General features: G+C 55.1%; 14 protein-coding genes and 1 tRNA gene. 8 read left to right on the top strand and 7 right to left on the bottom strand.

Features of this window, described 5'->3' with window-relative positions; genetic code table 11:
- Nucleotides 1–39: 39 nt before the first annotated feature.
- Complete coding sequence (locus GA0061077_RS00595) at nucleotides 40–1,338, bottom strand: DivIVA domain-containing protein (RefSeq protein ID WP_091847008.1); 1,299 nt, start codon at nucleotides 1,336–1,338, stop codon at nucleotides 40–42.
- A gap of 208 nt (nucleotides 1,339–1,546) precedes the next feature.
- Nucleotides 1,547–2,353 carry a hypothetical protein gene (locus GA0061077_RS00590; protein ID WP_091847007.1) on the bottom strand — a complete coding sequence of 269 codons (807 nt, stop codon included), beginning with the start codon at nucleotides 2,351–2,353 and terminating at the stop codon, nucleotides 1,547–1,549.
- A gap of 172 nt (nucleotides 2,354–2,525) precedes the next feature.
- Between GA0061077_RS00590 and GA0061077_RS00585 the strand changes: the two genes are divergently transcribed.
- Nucleotides 2,526–2,599 (top strand) — tRNA-Val (locus tag GA0061077_RS00585).
- Nucleotides 2,600–2,847: 248 nt separating this feature from the next.
- Nucleotides 2,848–4,167, top strand: a complete 1,320-nt coding sequence (glyA, locus tag GA0061077_RS00580) for a serine hydroxymethyltransferase (RefSeq protein WP_091847006.1) — start codon at nucleotides 2,848–2,850, stop codon at nucleotides 4,165–4,167.
- 102 nt (nucleotides 4,168–4,269) lie between these two features.
- Here glyA and GA0061077_RS00575 read toward each other — a convergent pair whose 3' ends face one another.
- Nucleotides 4,270–4,686, bottom strand: coding sequence for a DUF3052 domain-containing protein (locus GA0061077_RS00575; protein WP_091847005.1), 417 nt, complete (start codon nucleotides 4,684–4,686; stop codon nucleotides 4,270–4,272).
- 209 nt (nucleotides 4,687–4,895) lie between these two features.
- Complete coding sequence (locus GA0061077_RS00570; RefSeq protein ID WP_091847004.1) at nucleotides 4,896–5,687, bottom strand: YlbL family protein; 792 nt, start codon at nucleotides 5,685–5,687, stop codon at nucleotides 4,896–4,898.
- A gap of 504 nt (nucleotides 5,688–6,191) precedes the next feature.
- Between GA0061077_RS00570 and GA0061077_RS00565 the strand changes: the two genes are divergently transcribed.
- On the top strand, nucleotides 6,192–7,814 hold the full coding sequence (locus GA0061077_RS00565; RefSeq protein WP_091847003.1) for a zinc-dependent metalloprotease: 1,623 nt from the start codon (nucleotides 6,192–6,194) through the stop codon (nucleotides 7,812–7,814).
- Nucleotides 7,815–7,926: 112 nt separating this feature from the next.
- Here the strand turns inward: GA0061077_RS00565 and GA0061077_RS00560 are convergent, their stop codons facing one another.
- On the bottom strand, nucleotides 7,927–9,429 hold the full coding sequence (locus tag GA0061077_RS00560) for an ATP-dependent helicase (protein ID WP_091847002.1): 1,503 nt from the start codon (nucleotides 9,427–9,429) through the stop codon (nucleotides 7,927–7,929).
- Nucleotides 9,430–9,541: 112 nt separating this feature from the next.
- Here GA0061077_RS00560 and GA0061077_RS00555 point away from each other — a divergent pair, with 112 nt between their 5' ends.
- Together GA0061077_RS00555 and GA0061077_RS00550 are read left to right on the top strand one after the other, a co-directional pair.
- Nucleotides 9,542–11,161, top strand: coding sequence for a phosphotransferase (locus GA0061077_RS00555; RefSeq protein ID WP_234696442.1), 1,620 nt, complete (start codon nucleotides 9,542–9,544; stop codon nucleotides 11,159–11,161).
- Nucleotides 11,162–11,232: 71 nt separating this feature from the next.
- Nucleotides 11,233–11,457 carry a DUF3107 domain-containing protein gene (locus GA0061077_RS00550; protein WP_091847001.1) on the top strand — a complete coding sequence of 75 codons (225 nt, stop codon included), beginning with the start codon at nucleotides 11,233–11,235 and terminating at the stop codon, nucleotides 11,455–11,457.
- Between the two features lie 188 nt (nucleotides 11,458–11,645).
- Here the strand turns inward: GA0061077_RS00550 and GA0061077_RS00545 are convergent, their stop codons facing one another.
- The gene (locus GA0061077_RS00545; protein ID WP_091847000.1) at nucleotides 11,646–12,530 is read right to left on the bottom strand and encodes a PHP domain-containing protein; all 885 of its coding nucleotides are present in this window, start codon (nucleotides 12,528–12,530) and stop codon (nucleotides 11,646–11,648) included.
- Nucleotides 12,531–12,624: 94 nt separating this feature from the next.
- Here GA0061077_RS00545 and GA0061077_RS00540 point away from each other — a divergent pair, with 94 nt between their 5' ends.
- Entirely contained in the window at nucleotides 12,625–13,290 is a 666-nt protein-coding gene (locus tag GA0061077_RS00540; RefSeq protein WP_375773983.1) for a vitamin K epoxide reductase family protein, read from the top strand.
- Here the strand turns inward: GA0061077_RS00540 and dapF are convergent.
- Nucleotides 13,287–14,186: a diaminopimelate epimerase gene (gene dapF, locus GA0061077_RS00535; protein WP_091846998.1), complete on the bottom strand. Its 900-nt coding sequence runs from the start codon at nucleotides 14,184–14,186 to the stop codon at nucleotides 13,287–13,289. The genes GA0061077_RS00540 and dapF overlap by 4 nt on opposite strands.
- A 187-nt stretch (nucleotides 14,187–14,373) precedes the next feature.
- On the opposite strand from dapF, the gene murI reads away from it, so the two are divergent.
- A complete protein-coding gene (gene murI / locus GA0061077_RS00530; protein WP_091847541.1) occupies nucleotides 14,374–15,150 on the top strand; it encodes a glutamate racemase in 777 nt (258 codons plus the stop codon).
- A gap of 338 nt (nucleotides 15,151–15,488) precedes the next feature.
- A partial coding sequence (locus GA0061077_RS06810; protein ID WP_159426888.1) for a hypothetical protein occupies nucleotides 15,489–16,123 on the top strand: 635 nt, incomplete at its 3' end.

Here is a 16,123-nt window from a genome sequence, read left to right as displayed (position 1 = left end):
GAGTAATAATCGTTTCCATCGAGCCTTTCCGGAAATCGATCATTCGCCGGACTTCGGTTCTTCGTGGTTCAAAGTCTCGAAATCTTGGAAGGATAGATTCGGAATGCCCGCATCGTCGCTGTCGCCGTTCGTTACGTACCCGAACGAATCAACCATGGTGCTCTCACTGACCTGTGCAGCCGCGGTATCCGACACCGGAGAACCAAACGAAGCAGTTTCCCCCTGAACCTCGGGGGGATTTGAAAGATTGGCCAGAGCAGCCAACGATGAATTACCGTCGGACCCAGTATTCGCCTCGGCAAAGGAAGGATTCTGCACAGACGGCACACTTTGCGCCTGAGCGGAAGTGACGGCATTATCAGGCAACACTGGAATAACCGGTGGGTCATTGGAAACAACGGGCTGAGTACCGGGCGATTCCGGAACGACCGGAACGGGAGCAGCCTGGACAGGAGTCTGGAAGACAGAATCAGAATCCGGCTGAGCTGCTGTCAAAGGTAAATCGTTGAGCACTGACGATTGCGCCGAGGTCATTGGTTCAGGTTGGGGCACAACAGACGCAGAATCACTGAACGCGGCCATGGCGCCCTCGTCAATCAACGGACTGACCCCGGTATTAGCCGGCTCAGGACTCTGCAATGGCATGGTGTGGCCCGTCGCGAACTGCGCGGAAACAGCTTGTGTGTTGCCCGTTTCGGGATTATCACCCACACGCTCATAAGATTCGATGCGGCTGAGCAACCGAACACACACGTGAAGATAGAAGTCAACCTGACGTTCATCGTAACCGCGCTTGCCCTTGCGCTGTGTAAAGATAACATTGGAAACAGCGCTGGCATTGAGATCAGCAAGGTTGCGGGATTCGGCTTTAGTCATGGATTCAACTCCCAGATCATCCGACGTGCGGATGATGATCTGGTCGATGAGTCGATCAACCTGCTTCATGTCGTATGACGGGGACTTTTTCTCGCCACGCATAAAACGCTCACGACGCGCGCGTTGCGCGTGTTCCCTCAGCATCTGATAGATCTTCATGGTCTCAGCCTGCCACGCCACGCGGCCTTCGCCTGCAATCTGACGTGCAGTCTCTCTATCGACCACCGCTCGCTCGAGGCGGGCCAGAGCAGCATCGACCTCGGCTATGACATAGCCGCCTTTCGCAAACTTGAAGGCAGCACTCTGAATGTCCTTCTGCGTAAGCGAGCCATCATTCCTGTCATACTTCTCGTGTGCGAGATCAAGGAAAGCATCGACCTGATCGACGTCATAGCCCCATTTACGCTTCCCCGCAAAATTGATTCCGGTCGAGCTGTGATTGTTCTCTGACTGTCCATCCATCAGTTGTGCCTCCTAGTGATATACACAATGCGCCTATTGTACGGGAGCGCTGAGACGCAACGCTAACGAAATAATCTCCAAACCGTTGCCCCGCCGGTGATCCGAAGCTTGCACACAGTCGCCGTCTACCAACGATGCACTATAGAACAACAAAGGTCTCATCAGCATCCGCCACTCACGTCAGCACTCAGTCCTTAGGGTCTCCTCGTCACGCTGCATCGCGCCCGCAATCATCAGCAGACGGTTCGTGTCCTCGACATGCTCCACCGAACGATCCACCAGCACGCACCCGTCCAGACCAGCCGCCTCCACATGCGCAGCCGCAGACGACACATCCGAGGAAGACTCGTCCCCCGCCGACGATGAAAACACCACCGCATGCTCCGTCAACCGCACGCAATCCAACCGACGCCAGCTCACGCCGGACACACGATACACAGCCTCGCCCCCGCCCGTCGCACGGCTCTAACCAACGCTCCAGCACCAACCCGTCCCCGTCCACCATCAGACGGCACGGCGTACTCCAACGCGAATCAAAAACACCCCTGCGCCGCTGGATCAAAACCCGCCAGATATCAACCGTGTTCAAACCACGCACCGGAAACCAACCCGACACAAACCGCACCACGTTGTTCACCACACCCCAACAAGCCAGCGGACCACCACAAAGAGACAAACAAAGCACCATCAGACCAACACAGATGGCAAAATCCTCCGTCGCCGCGGAATCATTAAAGGACGACCCAACCATCGAATCCCAGAACACCCAAACGATAGGAACGAAGAACAGAGCCCACGGCAGGAAAATACTGCGCAGCCCGCGGCCGTAGGCGTTCGACGCCATCACGAACTCCCACCACATCGGACCCATCAGCGTGAAATCAAACACCTTCTCGTCACATGCAGACGGACCATCCGACATCACCGGAATTTGCTCTCTATATGGGTCACATTCCACCACGGAATCAACGATGGTCTCCACCTTGTTGCAACTCTCCGGAGCTTGCTCATTCACCCTAGAATCCTCGCTGTTTTTCTACATCTCTCAATAAGCACGAAATATAACTTTTAAGCATTAAGAAGTAACATCATCCATTCCTTTTTATTAAAACAGGACCGACACCCCGAATTAAAACAGGCCCGACACCCCGATGGACAAGCGTTGCGCTACACTGGTTTAGGATTACGGGCGATTAGCTCAGCTGGCTAGAGCGCCACCTTTACACGGTGGATGTCGGGGGTTCGAGTCCCTCATCGCCCACCCTTTCAATTTCGCCAAATCGTTACGCTTCTAAATGTCCCTGATACAACAATCTAAAATCATTTTTATCCACGAAGTAGGATGAACGACGCATCCGATGAACGTTTCTGGCAATATTTTCAACTAGGCGGATGTCCGTACAACATTACGCCTAGGATTTTCCTCTTTGCAGCGAAAACCGATTGAGAACAGAACGGGCATCACCTGATGCAATGTCAGACAATTCAACGAAATACAAGGAGTCAACAATGGCGGAACCATATAAAACCGACACATTCAATCCTGCGGTCGCGCAGCGTTCGTCGGATATGTTCAACGAACCCATTGCTCAAATGGACCCCGAAATCTCGGCACTGATCGACAGCGAACTCAAGCGGCAGCAGAACGGTCTTGAAATGATCGCCTCCGAAAACTTCGTACCTCGTGCAGTTCTGGATGCACAGGGGTCCGTTCTCACCAACAAATACGCGGAAGGGTACCCCGGACGACGCTATTACGGCGGCTGTGAGTTCGTAGACGGCGTCGAGACGATCGCCCGCAACCGAGCCAAGGAACTGTTCGGCGCGGAATTTGCCAATGTCCAGCCTCATTCCGGCGCGCAGGCCAACGCCGCCGTTTACCAAGCGCTTATCAAGCCGGGCGACACCGTGCTTGGCTTGGCGCTCGACCACGGCGGGCATTTGACGCATGGCACCAAGATGAATTTCTCAGGCAAGTTCTACAAGGCGGAAACATACGGAGTAAATCCCGAAACCTTCCTCATCGATCCGGAAATCATACGACAGCGGGCACTTGAGACCCACCCCCAACTCATCATCGGCGGATGGAGCGCCTACCCGCGCATCGAGGACTTCAAGGCGATGAAGGAAATCGCGGATGAGGTGGGCGCCAAGTTCTGGGTCGACATGGCACACTTTGCCGGCATGGTAGCCGCAGGACTTCATCCAAGCCCAGTACCCTACGCCGATGTAGTCTCCTCGACAGCCCACAAAACGCTTGGCGGCCCGCGTTCCGGCTTCATCCTGTCCAAAGAAGAGTATGGCAAAAAGCTCAATTCAGCAGTCTTCCCTGGCCAGCAGGGTGGACCGCTGATGCACATCATCGCAGCCAAAGCCGTGGCATTCAAAGTAGCCGGTTCAGATGCCTTCAAGCAGCGTATGGAACGCACGATCGAAGGCGCAAAGATCCTCGCCGACCGTCTCACTTCCGAAGACCTCAAGGCCCAAGGCATCAGTGTTCTGACAGGCGGCACCGATGTGCATCTGGTGATGGTTGACCTACGCAACAGTGAAATGGACGGATTGGCCGCAGAAAATCTACTCGCCTCATGCGGCATCACTGTCAACCGCAACACCGTGCCGTTCGATCCACGACCAGCATCGGTTGCCTCCGGACTACGCATCGGCACATCGGCTTTGGCAACTCGCGGCTTCGCGGCCCCTCAGTATGAGGAGGTAGCCGACATCATCGGCACCGCTTTGGCAAACGGTAAAGACGCCGATGTGGAGGCACTCAGCGCGCGTGTATCCAAGCTAACCGTGGATTTCCCACTTTACCCCGGCCTGTAAAGCAATACAGACGCAAAAGTCTCCGCCAACTGCACGTTGGCGGAGACTTTTTAATGCCCTCAATCGGTATCAGCTACGATTTGAAAGCCTTGAACATTGTATTTAACGTCCCTTGCCGAAGGCACGCAAACGGATGCCGTTCCAATCCTCCGAAACAGTAAGCGGGGTGGCAGCATTCATACCGGCCGTCTTCGCCGCGGATTGCACCGTATTGGACGCCGGAGCACCCGAACGCCCAGGCTTCGGAGTGATAATCCACAACGGTCCGTCTTCACCGACGACGCTATATGCGTCCACAATGGTATCGGCCAAATCGTCCTCATCGTCTCCGTCACGCCACCAGATGATGACGCCGTCCACTGCGGAAGCGTAATCTTCGTCGACCAAATCCTGGCCGGTCAGATCCATGATCTTTTCTCGGATGGTCTCACTTACGTCGTCATCCCACAGCCATTCCTGTACGATGTCACCTTCATGGAAACCGAACTCTTCAGCGTTTTTTGATGCCGTTTCATTCACACTTCCAATATATCAAACCGTAAGGAACAGTACGCAAAACAACCGAGAAAATAACCATATTGCAATACCCAAACCGTGAATTATTGTCCTCAAAGCACGATTTTCTCATGATCGACGCCCTATCGTCAATCAGCACGAAACCATGAAGGGGCCGCCACGTCAGTAACGCGGCAACCCCGGAGTCGCAGTTTCCTCGCGTAACGATTAAATCAGTTTTGCCTCTGATCTACTCCCGGTCGAGTTGCAGTGCAATACGGCAAATCCGCGTCCCTACCGTTACCGATAGCTTCAAGCGACCTATATGCCTCATCAAGCGTCGACACTTTCACAACGCGCAAGCCGGAAGGCACATGCCCGACCACCTCATTACAGTTGGCCGCTGGAGCCAAGAAGTAAGTGGCCCCATCGCGTTTGGCGGCGAGCATCTTGAGTTGGATACCACCAATTTCACCGACTTCGCCCTTTTTATCAATCGTACCGGTGCCAGCAATCGTCTTACCACCAGTTTCATCTTCCGGTGTGAGCTTGGTCAGAACACCCAGCGCATACATCATGCCCGCCGAAGATCCGCCAATATCTCCGATGTGCACACTGACCTTGGCGGTATCAGCACCGTCAATTCCACGCTCCTTGGCATAATCAAGTGCCGCGGCGGTGGCACTCTTCTGAGAATTGGACATCTGTATAGCAGAAATTTTCATGTATTGGTCGCGCGTCTGCCCCACAGGGAAGATTGCCTCGGTAGGAATGGCGTATTGCGCGGGCGCGATCCATGCAATCAAGGTCTGGACACCCAGATTGTGAGACCCTCCCGGCGCGCCCTGGGTATTAACCGTCAGCATCAGAAGCTTGCCCGTGGTTGCATGCGAATCGACATCGCCAACCGATATGACTTCCTTACCGTGGACTTTGCCGAGCACGTCCTGAGTCGGACCTGGCGTTTCGATGACGTATGGGGACGGAAGAACCAGTACGATCAAGCACAGCATGGCGCAAATCATCCCAGCGAGGTACCTCAGCGAGTGACCGAGGAAGAGGTACCTGACTTTATCGAGCAAGCCGCGCCAACCATTGGCCGTTACCTGTGAACCGCTACCGCCCCGGGTACTAGCGACGTTACGGGGATTCTGAGGTTCCGAACCGGTATCGACTATACCTTCACTCTCACTTCTTGCGCCATTGCTGGGAGCTACCCGAAGACCTTTCGTGACGCCGGTACTCCGTCGCCGCACAGATGGCGAAACCGTCGCATGACGCCCCCGCCTAGCCGCGGACGTTCGACGACCGTTCGTTTGACTGTGTTTACTGCGTACCATAGCTACCAATTATGCCGTCTCGTAGAGACTCCCTTCAATAAAGGCCATAGATAAAGAATGACACAGCGCGTCAATTATCATTCTTTGGCGTAAATAATGGCGATGAAGACCATGGAAGACCATACTATTGAATCAGAAATCGTCTGTAGGCACTGTGCTTCGACGAGCGACGGCAAAGGACAAAACGGTATGGACGAAAATACGATCCACCAATGGCTGATCGATTGCTTTGGGCAGATTCAGGGCGACATGGCTTTCCAACAACTAAGCGCCTTGCCCGATTCCATCAAGAATCAACTTATCGGGCAGGATCTGTCTAAGCTGCCCAAACCTTCGGAAGTCAAAGCACTGATGAATGCGTTTACTTCCAGCGGCCTCAACACCGTTGGCGATATGCAACAAAGCGCTGACGAGGGACCCGTCAACACCAAGTTGGCGATTTCGCTGGCTTTGGCCATCGCCAATGACGACGGTAGCGAACAAAGTGTCAGCGCTTCCCAAGGCGAGGCCGTGCGTCGCGCGATGAGCGAGGCGAACCTCTGGCTTGACACGACATGCGATATCGATCCCGCCCCGGGCGAACCACAGGTCTTCACACGTGCCGACTGGGTTAACGCAACGCTTGACTCATGGGCCAAATTCGCCAGTCCAGTGGAAGAATCAATGAGCAATGCGCTTTCCAGCGTCATTTCTGAACGATTCAACGACGCCTTCGATGGCGGTGAAATCGCCGGTATATTCGCCGGGCCGATACCCGTTCCGATTCCGGAAAACATGAAAGATCCCGCCAACATCATCAAGGTTCTCGGCAACACGGCGTTTTCCACACAGCTCGGTCGTGCAGCAGGCGAGCTTTCCCATGAGGTACGCGGCAGCTTTGACCAAGGTATTGCCTTGCAAAAGAACCCGGCCGGAGCGCTCATCGCCCAAAATGCGATCGAATACGCCAAGACCTTGGAAATCAACGAAGACGAAGTACTTGCTTTTCTTTCCCTCGAGGAAGTTGCCCACGCCAGGCTTTTCGCTCATGTGCCATGGCTGATGCCCCGCTTCGAAGCACTGATCGGCAAGTATGCTCGCGGCATCAGCATTGATCTGGATGCTGTGGAAGAACAGCTGAGGGAAGCCACATCGATGGATCCCGACTCCATTTCCGGCGCCGTTGATCTAACAAAGGTGGGCATCTCTGACACACCGGAACAAAAAGAGGCGTTGAATAGCCTGGAAACGCTGCTGGCGCTGGTAGAAGGCTGGGTTGACGCGGTGACCTGGAAAGCCGGCATGGCCCATATCCCACACATCGAGCAGTTGCGCGAAATGGTGCGACGCGAACGTGCGGTAGGTGGTCCCGCCGAGCAGACTTTCGAAAGCCTGCTCGGGATGGAACTGCGGCCGAAGCGAATGCGGGAAGCAGCCGAAATCTGGGAAAAAATCGGAACGGAAAAGGGCGACCAAGCGCGTGACGAAATGTGGTCACATCCCGATCTGCTGCCCAAACTACCGGAACTCGACGGCAACAATGGCAGCACTCAGGATCCTACGACAATCACGGACAACGGTGACGGTGCAGACGGCAACGCCATCGATACCGACGTCGACGTCTCCGCCAACGACCCCGTCTCAGGCAAACCAGGCATCGATTGGGACGCCGAACTTGAGAAGCTACTCAACGCTCAACACGATGGAAACAATGACGGTGACAGTGCAGGTGATGCCGATAATGGAAATGCCGACAACCCCGGCGAAACGGGCGATGAAAGCACCGATACAGACGGGGACAACAAGGATGCTGGGGATGGCCCGGAAGTCTGATATCAACTCAGCCGGAATAAAATCGTAGTCCTTATGATTTTCCGTGCCGGTATGCAGCTGTTGCACGGCATCAGTTGCATACCGGCCCATTTGAATTGGTATACCGCAGGCTTTACCAAAAGCGGCTGGGCAGACGAGCAAAGGCCGAACCTGCATCCTTGCTACGCGCATAGGAAAGATGCAACGAATCCTCGGCACGGGTAACAGCCACGTAGAAAAGCCGACGCTCCTCTTCCAACGCCTCGCCGGGAGCCGGCGAACCATACGGCAACAGCCCTTCTGAGCAACCGATGATGAACACGTGTTTGAATTCCAAGCCTTTCGAAGCATGAACTGAAGAAATCGTAACGCCGTGCTCCTTCCTATTGGCAAGAATCTCCAAGGCCTCACGGCGACTGGCATTCTCATCTTGAAGTACTAAACCCTCACTGCCCATGTCACGACGGGTCTGATACGGAATGGCAAGTTCCTTCAGCGCCTTGCAAACCACCTGCTGCTGCACATTGAGACGCGTCAGCACAGCACACTCAGAAGGCTTGGCACCCCCAGCAACAAATTGGGCGATGCGCTTGGCGACTCCCATCGCCTCTTGTTCGTCATCTTCGAACGCCGTTTTCACCACTCTCATGCCCGCACTCTTATCCCTGGCGGACACCAGCCGAAGATATTGATCGCGGTCGGGTGCCGCGCTTAGCAGCTGATTGGCCGCACTCACGACCTGAGGAACGGAACGGTAGTCCGTGTTGAGGTTTACGTCCGCGGTAAGCCGTCCGAATTCGTCACTAAAATGAAGCAAATCATAACTGGAAGCCCCAGCGAAGGAATAAATCGTCTGTGCAGGGTCTCCCACCACGCACACGTTGCGATTTTCTCCCAGCCACAGCTGCATGAGTCTGTGCTGCAATGGCGAGACATCCTGGTATTCGTCGACGGTCAGCCATCCGATCGATTGTCGAATTTGCGCAGCCTGCTCATCAAAAGCCTCAAGCACATGACAATCCAGCAGCAGAATGTCATTGAAATCCATTTCGCCACGAGCGGTCTTCTCCTGCTCATAGGCAAGATAAACCTCTGAAAACGCCTGCGGGTCAAGCTCTGCGGGAGGAATACGATGGGTGGCGGCACAAACACGCACATAATCGCCAGGGGCAATCAGGGAGACTTTCGCCCAGTTAATTTCAGCCAAAACGTTACGCCGAGCGATGCCATCGTACTGATCGGTGTTGGTAGCACGTTTCAGAGCGCGTGCCACAATCTCTTGAGGATCATCAACGACGTGCGGCAACGGGGCTTCACTGATGTCGTACCAAACGGTACGCAACTGCTGCAACGCCACCGAATGGAATGTTGCGGCGGTGACTTCATCCCCCACACCCAGCTTCGTCAGCCGCTGTTTCATCTCATCCGCGGCCTTCACCGAGAAGGTGACGGCAAGGATGCGATTCGCCCGCCATTTTCCTTTGGCACAAGCATAAGCAATACGGCGCGTGACCGTACGGGTCTTGCCTGCCCCCGCACCGGCAACAATGCGCACAGGACCCTCAAGGGCCGTAGCCGCTGCACGTTGGGCGTCATCCAGTCCTTCAAGTATTGTCTCGGCATCGTTCGTGGTCATACCCGTCTATTGTGCCAGCGCCACCCGATAGAAGGGCGACCGACATGGAATCAAGAAGCCTCTGGGACATACGGTGTATTAATCTGGAAGGGTGACTTTACAAAGCAAGTTTATGATGGCGGCGCTCGCATCGGCAGCCATGCCCAATACATCCATGTCCGGAGTGTACGAACAAGACGAGGGCAACGTTACCGACAATGGGGCTGGTATCGAGTACGCCGTGGTGCAGGACTCCGGCGGCCTACGCTACGATGTGTTCGCGGCAAGCTCGGACGACGGCAAGAAGCTCTTGTCCAAACGGGTCAAGTCCTCGAAGGCATTGTCCAAATCACACGAAATGGGAGGTCTCGGCTTCGCCGTTGATCGCACACTTGCTTTCAGTGCCGCAGGGGCGCACAGCGCAACAGGTAAAATGAGCGTGCTGGTGACCCCGCATGTAGAAGGCGAACCTCGACCTCTGGATCTGCTGACGTTGCAGGACGCGGCCAGCGTAGGCACAGCGATCGGCGCTATCCATCGTCAACGCACCGGATTCCTGAGCGAAGCCAACTACCCGTCCTTCACGACCGGCCAGATTCATTCGCAGCTCACCGGTTGGATCAAGCGTTTGCAGAAGGCCGGCCATGTTCCTCCGGCGATTACGACAAGCTGGGCAAGGATCATCGAAACCGATGGACTGTGGTCATTTTCTACCACGCTTACGCACGGCGGCTTCCATGATGGCGATTTTCGTTTCTCCGATTCCACCATCACTGCCGTCAATAACTGGCAAGATATGCAGGTCAATGACCCGGCTCGCGACCTGGCTTGGATCTTCGCCAAGCTGGACGAAGATCATCGAAATACTCTTATGAGTGCCTATGGCGCGATTATGGGGTCCCGCATGGATGACCTGATACTTTTGCGGGCCAATCTGTGGCTGCAAATGGAACAGGTGGGTGATTTCATCGACGCGCTCGGTCGTGCCGACAACACCAAGATTCTTCAGTTCAAGGCACAGGTGGAACATCTGGCGCATCAACTGACCGTTGTGGCCAACAAAGCGGCGGGGGCGGCCACCGCGTCCTCACCCGTCGTGCCGGCCAAGAACGCAGACGATACCGACGCAGCGGCAGAACCCGAAGACGATACCACCGGCGAGACCGACAAAACAGCCTCTGCCGAAGTGACCAAACTCGTATCGAAACACGAAACGGCCACCGGCCGTTCAACGAACTCGGATTCTTCAACGGAACGTCCGGAAGACAGTGCCGACGACGAAGACCGGACGAACGGCAAGCAGCCAAAGTCTGCGCAGGCCTCCGAAGCTTCGTATCGCGACATGCCCGCACCCTCTTCATCGGCCACCATGGTCCTCACACAGGCAGGTAAGTCCTCCATCTTCGTCCATGAAGATGACGACGCAACAGCCGATGGGACCACATCAGGCACGCAGTCCTCCGAAACTGACGACACGAATGACAAATCCGTGCCTACCACTCTCACGAACCATGATGCTCCCACCACCGTCATCCCCGAACTCGAGCGGACGGAGCGGGCATTGCGCGATGCCCAGAAAGGTATCAAACAAGTACAAAGCGAAGAACATAAGCTTCACGATTTGACATCTTCTGAATCCGGAGCAAACAGCGCATCCGAGAAAGCCACGACAATCAGCAAGCCTGTGGATTCCAGCACGAACAAATCCAAGGACTCCGAGCAACACAGTAAACCCGAGGGGAGTCCAAGATGAACAGCCCGCTCGGCCACTGATAAACACAAGATAAAGCCTAACAACAATTTCGAAAAAGAAAGAGGTAACTCATGGATGTAGAACTCGGGATTCAGAACGTCGCACGTCCGGTTCATTTCACCACCACGCAAAGCGCCGAAGAGGTCAGCAAAGTGATTTCAGAGGAGCTGACGCAAGGCACCCCAATCGATCTGGTCGACGATAAGGACCGTCATATCATAGTTCCCGCCGGCGCTTTGGGATATGCCATCGTGGGCTCTGAGACAAAGCACGCCGTCGGTTTCGGCGCCCTTTAACTTTCTTCGTTGCCGCTCTGTTCGGCGCACGCGGCAACGGATCAGGATACGATGTCCGGCGGTACAGACCTTGTTTCTGCCGGGCATCGCCGTATTCAGGACTCACTTGCATAGGCTGCCGTTACCAAAACGCTGCGCGAGTTGCAAACCCGGACCTGTCACCGCAAAACACACAACATTTTAGCCGACTACTGCACCAAATCAATGGCTCCTCGCCGCACGATCTGCGCGACAACGGAGTCCTGTGTGAGATTCTCCCCCAATACATTCGGTTTGCCATCGCCGTGCCAGTCCGAGCCTCCAGTCACCAGCAGACCAAGCTCATCGGCAAGCTCGAGCAGATGCTTCCGAGACTGAACATCGTTGCCGCGGTGCCGAACCTCAAGGCCACCAAGACCAGCTTGGGCCAGATGTCTGATTTGGGCATCAGAAAGCAGCACCGAGTTGCGACTGCGATCGGCCGGATGCGCAATGACACTGACTCCCCCTGCCTGCTCAACGACCTGAACCACCTGCAGTGCGGTAGGAGAAGGCGTGGGAATGTAATACTTGCTAGAAGCGGACATAGGCCCATCGAACGCCTCCGAACGGTTTCGGCATACTCCTGCCTCCACCAGCGCATCGGCCATATGAGGCCGTCCGACCGTAGTATCGGCGCCCTTTTTGGCCTGTCGGAGCACATCGTCCCATTCGATGGGAAAGTCCCTTGACAAGAGGGCAATCATCTGTCGTGCCCGTTCGATTCGTGCGGCCTTGGTCGAAGCAAACAATTCAACCACTCCGGCATCGTGCGGGTCGTATTGGTATGCCAGCACATGTACGGAAACCAGATCATCCTGTGCAGTGATTTCACTGCCTCGCAGCAAAGCGAGACCCTGCTCCCGTGCTGCCCGCTGGGCGTCGGGCCAACCGGCGGTGGTGTCATGATCGGTAATGGCTACCCCATCAAGGCCAAGCCGAAAAGCAAGCGCGACGAGCTGGGCCGGTGACTTGGTGCCGTCAGAGAAAACCGTATGACAATGCAGATCCCAGCCTATAGCCACGGTACAATCGTTATATTCGTCGCTCGTCATACGCCCATCGTAAGCCTATGCGCCCGACACGAATCAACTACCGAAGGCACGAGGTGCGCACTTGTCCCGACAGAATACAGCCGACACGGCAGGCATAAAACCCAAGAGAGCATTCGAACCGCAGCAATCCACTACCCTTTGCGCCAATCGCGAGCCGAAAGGTTTCTTTCACGGACACATATGGAACTATGGGGTGATGCTGGTCGCAGCCACCGTGGGTCTTTTCACTTCATTCATTCTCGCCGCGGAGACCCTTAAGCTTGCTCGTACGCCTGACAAACCGTTGAGCTGCGATGTGAACTCTGTGCTCTCCTGTTCCGATGTGGCAAAATCCTGGCAGGCGGAAATCATCAGGTTCGGAGACCTGCGCTTCCCGAACGCATTTTTCGGCATCGCCGTTTACTCCGTGTTCATCACCGTTGCCGTAGTAGGGCTTTGCGGCGTCAAACTTCCACGCTGGTTCTCCATCTGCACTTGGTTCGGCGGTTTGTTCGCATTTTGCTACAGTTACTGGCTCGCAAGTCAATCCATGTTTGCCATCAAAGCTTTGTGCCCGTGGTGCATGGCGATGATGTTTGCGACCACCATCATGTTCATGGCCCTGTCTCACGCCACGGTAACAGTGCAAGGTATTCCTCAAAATCGCAACGTGCTGAACATGTATTATCGGATGCACTACGACTGGATGGCCGACATGGTTTGGATTGTGGTCGTCCTCACCCTGATCTTCGTCAAGGAAGGTGCAGCAATCTTCGCCTAAAGCAACTCCACCTTCGCCACGATGGCGGCGGCACCAGTCAACAAGACATCATCATCGCTGACATCGACATGCACCAAGCCGCCACGAATAATGATATCCCAATGGCTCACTCCGGTCTTCGCACGCAGTGTGACAGCCGTGGCACCCAGTCCCGTGCCACAGGAGAGCGTCTCACCGCAGCCACGCTCGTTGACCCGCATGGTGGCACGGCCGAAATCTTGCGTCACATCGCAGAAATCAACTCGCACAAATTCGACGTTCTGTTCTGTGTCGATTTTCGGCTTCACCACAGGCTTAACAGCCAAATCCAGCTTTTCGACCGCAGGCAAACTCGTCCTGCCTTCTTCCAGAACCGCGACAACATGGGGATTGCCCATATCGACGTATGTTCCCGCCGCTGTACCTGCCATACCCGGAACCGTCACTTCATAGGCATCTAGCGCACCGATGCCACCGCCACCGAGACCCACCTGAAAGACGTCATTGCCGTAGGGCTCGACCTGTCCGAGCGACCGCAGAACCTTGACCCCTGCGCGCGTACCGAGTTTGAACGAGTCGTCACCCGTTTCTTGAGCAATACCGGCTCGTTGGGCAACAAGGGCAGCCACTCTCGTGCCGTTGCCACACATTTCAGCCAGCGACCCATCGGCATTGCGATAATCCATAAACCATTCGGCCCCGTCATCTCGGCATTGCACAATCTGCCGATCTGAAAGGTCGCTGACATGTTCCGGCTTGGTCAAACGCAGCAGACCATCGGCGCCAACACCAAAATGCCGGTCACACACATGGCGTATCTCGTCGCCGGTAGGCTCCTGCACGCCGTCCCTGTCGATGTAAACGATAAAATCGTTGCCGGTGCCGTGGCCCTTGTAAACCTCTTGAGGAAGACTCATGGCTTTAGTCTACCCACCCCTTCGCATCTATGACAGCAAGAAAAGCAAAATCAGACGTCTGCTTCTTCCACCCTGCCTACACAGCCTCAGCAACAATTCGTTCACCGACAGCGGTAACGCTATAGCCGAAAACTCGTTAGACTTGAATGGGCTCACAAGCAAATCTGACCTAAAGGAAGAGGATGGCATGACAAGCAACGCTCCCATAGGCGTGTTCGACTCGGGACTGGGTGGCATTTCGGTGGTGCGCGAGCTCACCAAGCAGATGCCAGCCGAGCAGGTTGTCTATTTCGGAGATTCAGCTAACGCCCCTTATGGCACCAAAACCCCTCAGGAGGTGCGAGACCTCTCATTTGCCATCGTCGAGCGGTTCGTGACCATGGGCGTCAAGGCCATCGTCATCGCCTGCAATACAGCAACTTCCGCCGCCGTCAACGACTTGCGCGCAACCTACGAACTGCCTATCATCAGCATGGAACCGGCTCTAAAAGTGGCTTGCGATCGCGGCTACGGCAAGCCTCAACGCGTCATCGTCGCAGCCACACCGCTGACGCTACGCGAAGAAAAGTTTACGGCTTTGATGCATCGTTTTAGCACCACCAACACCATCTTTTGCCAGCCATGCCCCGACCTGGTTGAAATCGTCGAACACGACAAACTCGAAAATCGCAATCTTGTTATGGATACCCTGCACCGTTATTTCGACAACTATGATCTTTCTACCATCGACTCCGTGGTGCTCGGGTGCACGCATTTCGTTTTCTACCATGACTATTTTCGCGAACTGCTGCCCAAGTCTACCGCCGTCATCGACGGAAATGAAGGCACCGTCCGCCATTTGCACGACATACTCGCCGCGGCCCGTAAACTCGCCGAACCGAATAGCGAAGGTGGCGTGACCCTGACTAACTCCGACCCAGACCAACGCATGTCCATACTGTCAATGAAACGGCTCAACGCATAAGTCTTCACTTTCCACACAACAGCTTTTTGCTCCATTGTACAGGACATGGCGCTCTTACCGTTTGCAACGCATAAGCGATGCCGCTTTAATAGCATTTATCAGTGTGTAAGAACCAGCAACACCAGTACACCATCCGAACAACGAATCACGGTGGCGCAGCACGTCCATGTAACCGATGTGCGTCGAGATTTTTTCGTATAAGTATGATACGATTTTGTCCCACTTAGGCCTGACAGGTTCAAGAATGGTTGTTTTCATCACTCGAGCAATAACAATTGCCGCTGAATGTGCGCAGCCCCAGCTCTCTGCCCCGAAGAGAAGAAGGAGAGCCCAGATTCATGGGTGTTTTAAAAAGTATCGTTTCATTGGCAACGTGCCTAGCCATGGCCCTCGCTTCCGTCGCCGCAGCACAGCGAGACGACAAATCTGATTTAAAGTACCTGAATCAGTCCTCTCTTTCGCAAGGTACCCATGTGGCCGACAGGGAAATCATGCGGTCCTCAGCTCCGGCACCCACAGTCACTGGAGCCCCATTGCAGAAGCAAGACCAAGTCGGGCCGCAAACTGAAAAGGCCGCCGCACCCTGCCCCATCGACCGTGCCGTACCGACACCCTGGTACCACACGACATGGCGAATCACCAACGACACCGACCAGTGCACCCTCCACCTCACCAGCGGCTCTATATCGGGCAACCTTTCCTCCGACTCAGCCATCCCATGGCACCCTTGGAGGAACAGTATCACAGCCGTCAGCATCGACGGTGACCTGACCATAGACAACAGCGTAAACGACAACGCGATGTTCAGCCCCATGCCCTCCCTCGCAGTCTTCACCGCCACCAAAGGTCTCCACCTTGTCAACGGCCAGGGAGGATTCCTCAACACGGAAATGCTGGGTGTCTCCCTACTGGGCAGAATCGAAGGTGTCGACACCTGGGACACCGCCAAAGTCACCGACATGAGCAACATGTT

This window comes from Bifidobacterium commune (assembly GCF_900094885.1).
GTDB classification, from domain to species: domain Bacteria; phylum Actinomycetota; class Actinomycetes; order Actinomycetales; family Bifidobacteriaceae; genus Bifidobacterium; species Bifidobacterium commune.
Note: the sequence above shows the minus strand (reverse complement) of the source record. Positions and strands in the feature narration are given on the sequence as shown.

What these genes read in the sequence shown, in the direction of transcription:
- GA0061077_RS00595 (WP_091847008.1), bottom strand. Translation starts at nt 1,338, where the DNA reads ATGGATGGACAGTCAGAGAACAATCACAGCTCGACCGGAATCAATTTT.
- glyA (WP_091847006.1), top strand. Translation starts at nt 2,848, where the DNA reads ATGGCGGAACCATATAAAACCGACACATTCAATCCTGCGGTCGCGCAG.
- GA0061077_RS00570 (WP_091847004.1), bottom strand. Translation starts at nt 5,687, where the DNA reads ATGATTTGCGCCATGCTGTGCTTGATCGTACTGGTTCTTCCGTCCCCA.
- GA0061077_RS00565 (WP_091847003.1), top strand. Translation starts at nt 6,192, where the DNA reads ATGGACGAAAATACGATCCACCAATGGCTGATCGATTGCTTTGGGCAG.
- GA0061077_RS00560 (WP_091847002.1), bottom strand. Translation starts at nt 9,429, where the DNA reads ATGACCACGAACGATGCCGAGACAATACTTGAAGGACTGGATGACGCC.
- GA0061077_RS00555 (WP_234696442.1), top strand. Translation starts at nt 9,542, where the DNA reads ATGATGGCGGCGCTCGCATCGGCAGCCATGCCCAATACATCCATGTCC.
- GA0061077_RS00550 (WP_091847001.1), top strand. Translation starts at nt 11,233, where the DNA reads ATGGATGTAGAACTCGGGATTCAGAACGTCGCACGTCCGGTTCATTTC.
- GA0061077_RS00545 (WP_091847000.1), bottom strand. Translation starts at nt 12,530, where the DNA reads ATGACGAGCGACGAATATAACGATTGTACCGTGGCTATAGGCTGGGAT.
- dapF (WP_091846998.1), bottom strand. Translation starts at nt 14,186, where the DNA reads ATGAGTCTTCCTCAAGAGGTTTACAAGGGCCACGGCACCGGCAACGAT.
- murI (WP_091847541.1), top strand. Translation starts at nt 14,374, where the DNA reads ATGACAAGCAACGCTCCCATAGGCGTGTTCGACTCGGGACTGGGTGGC.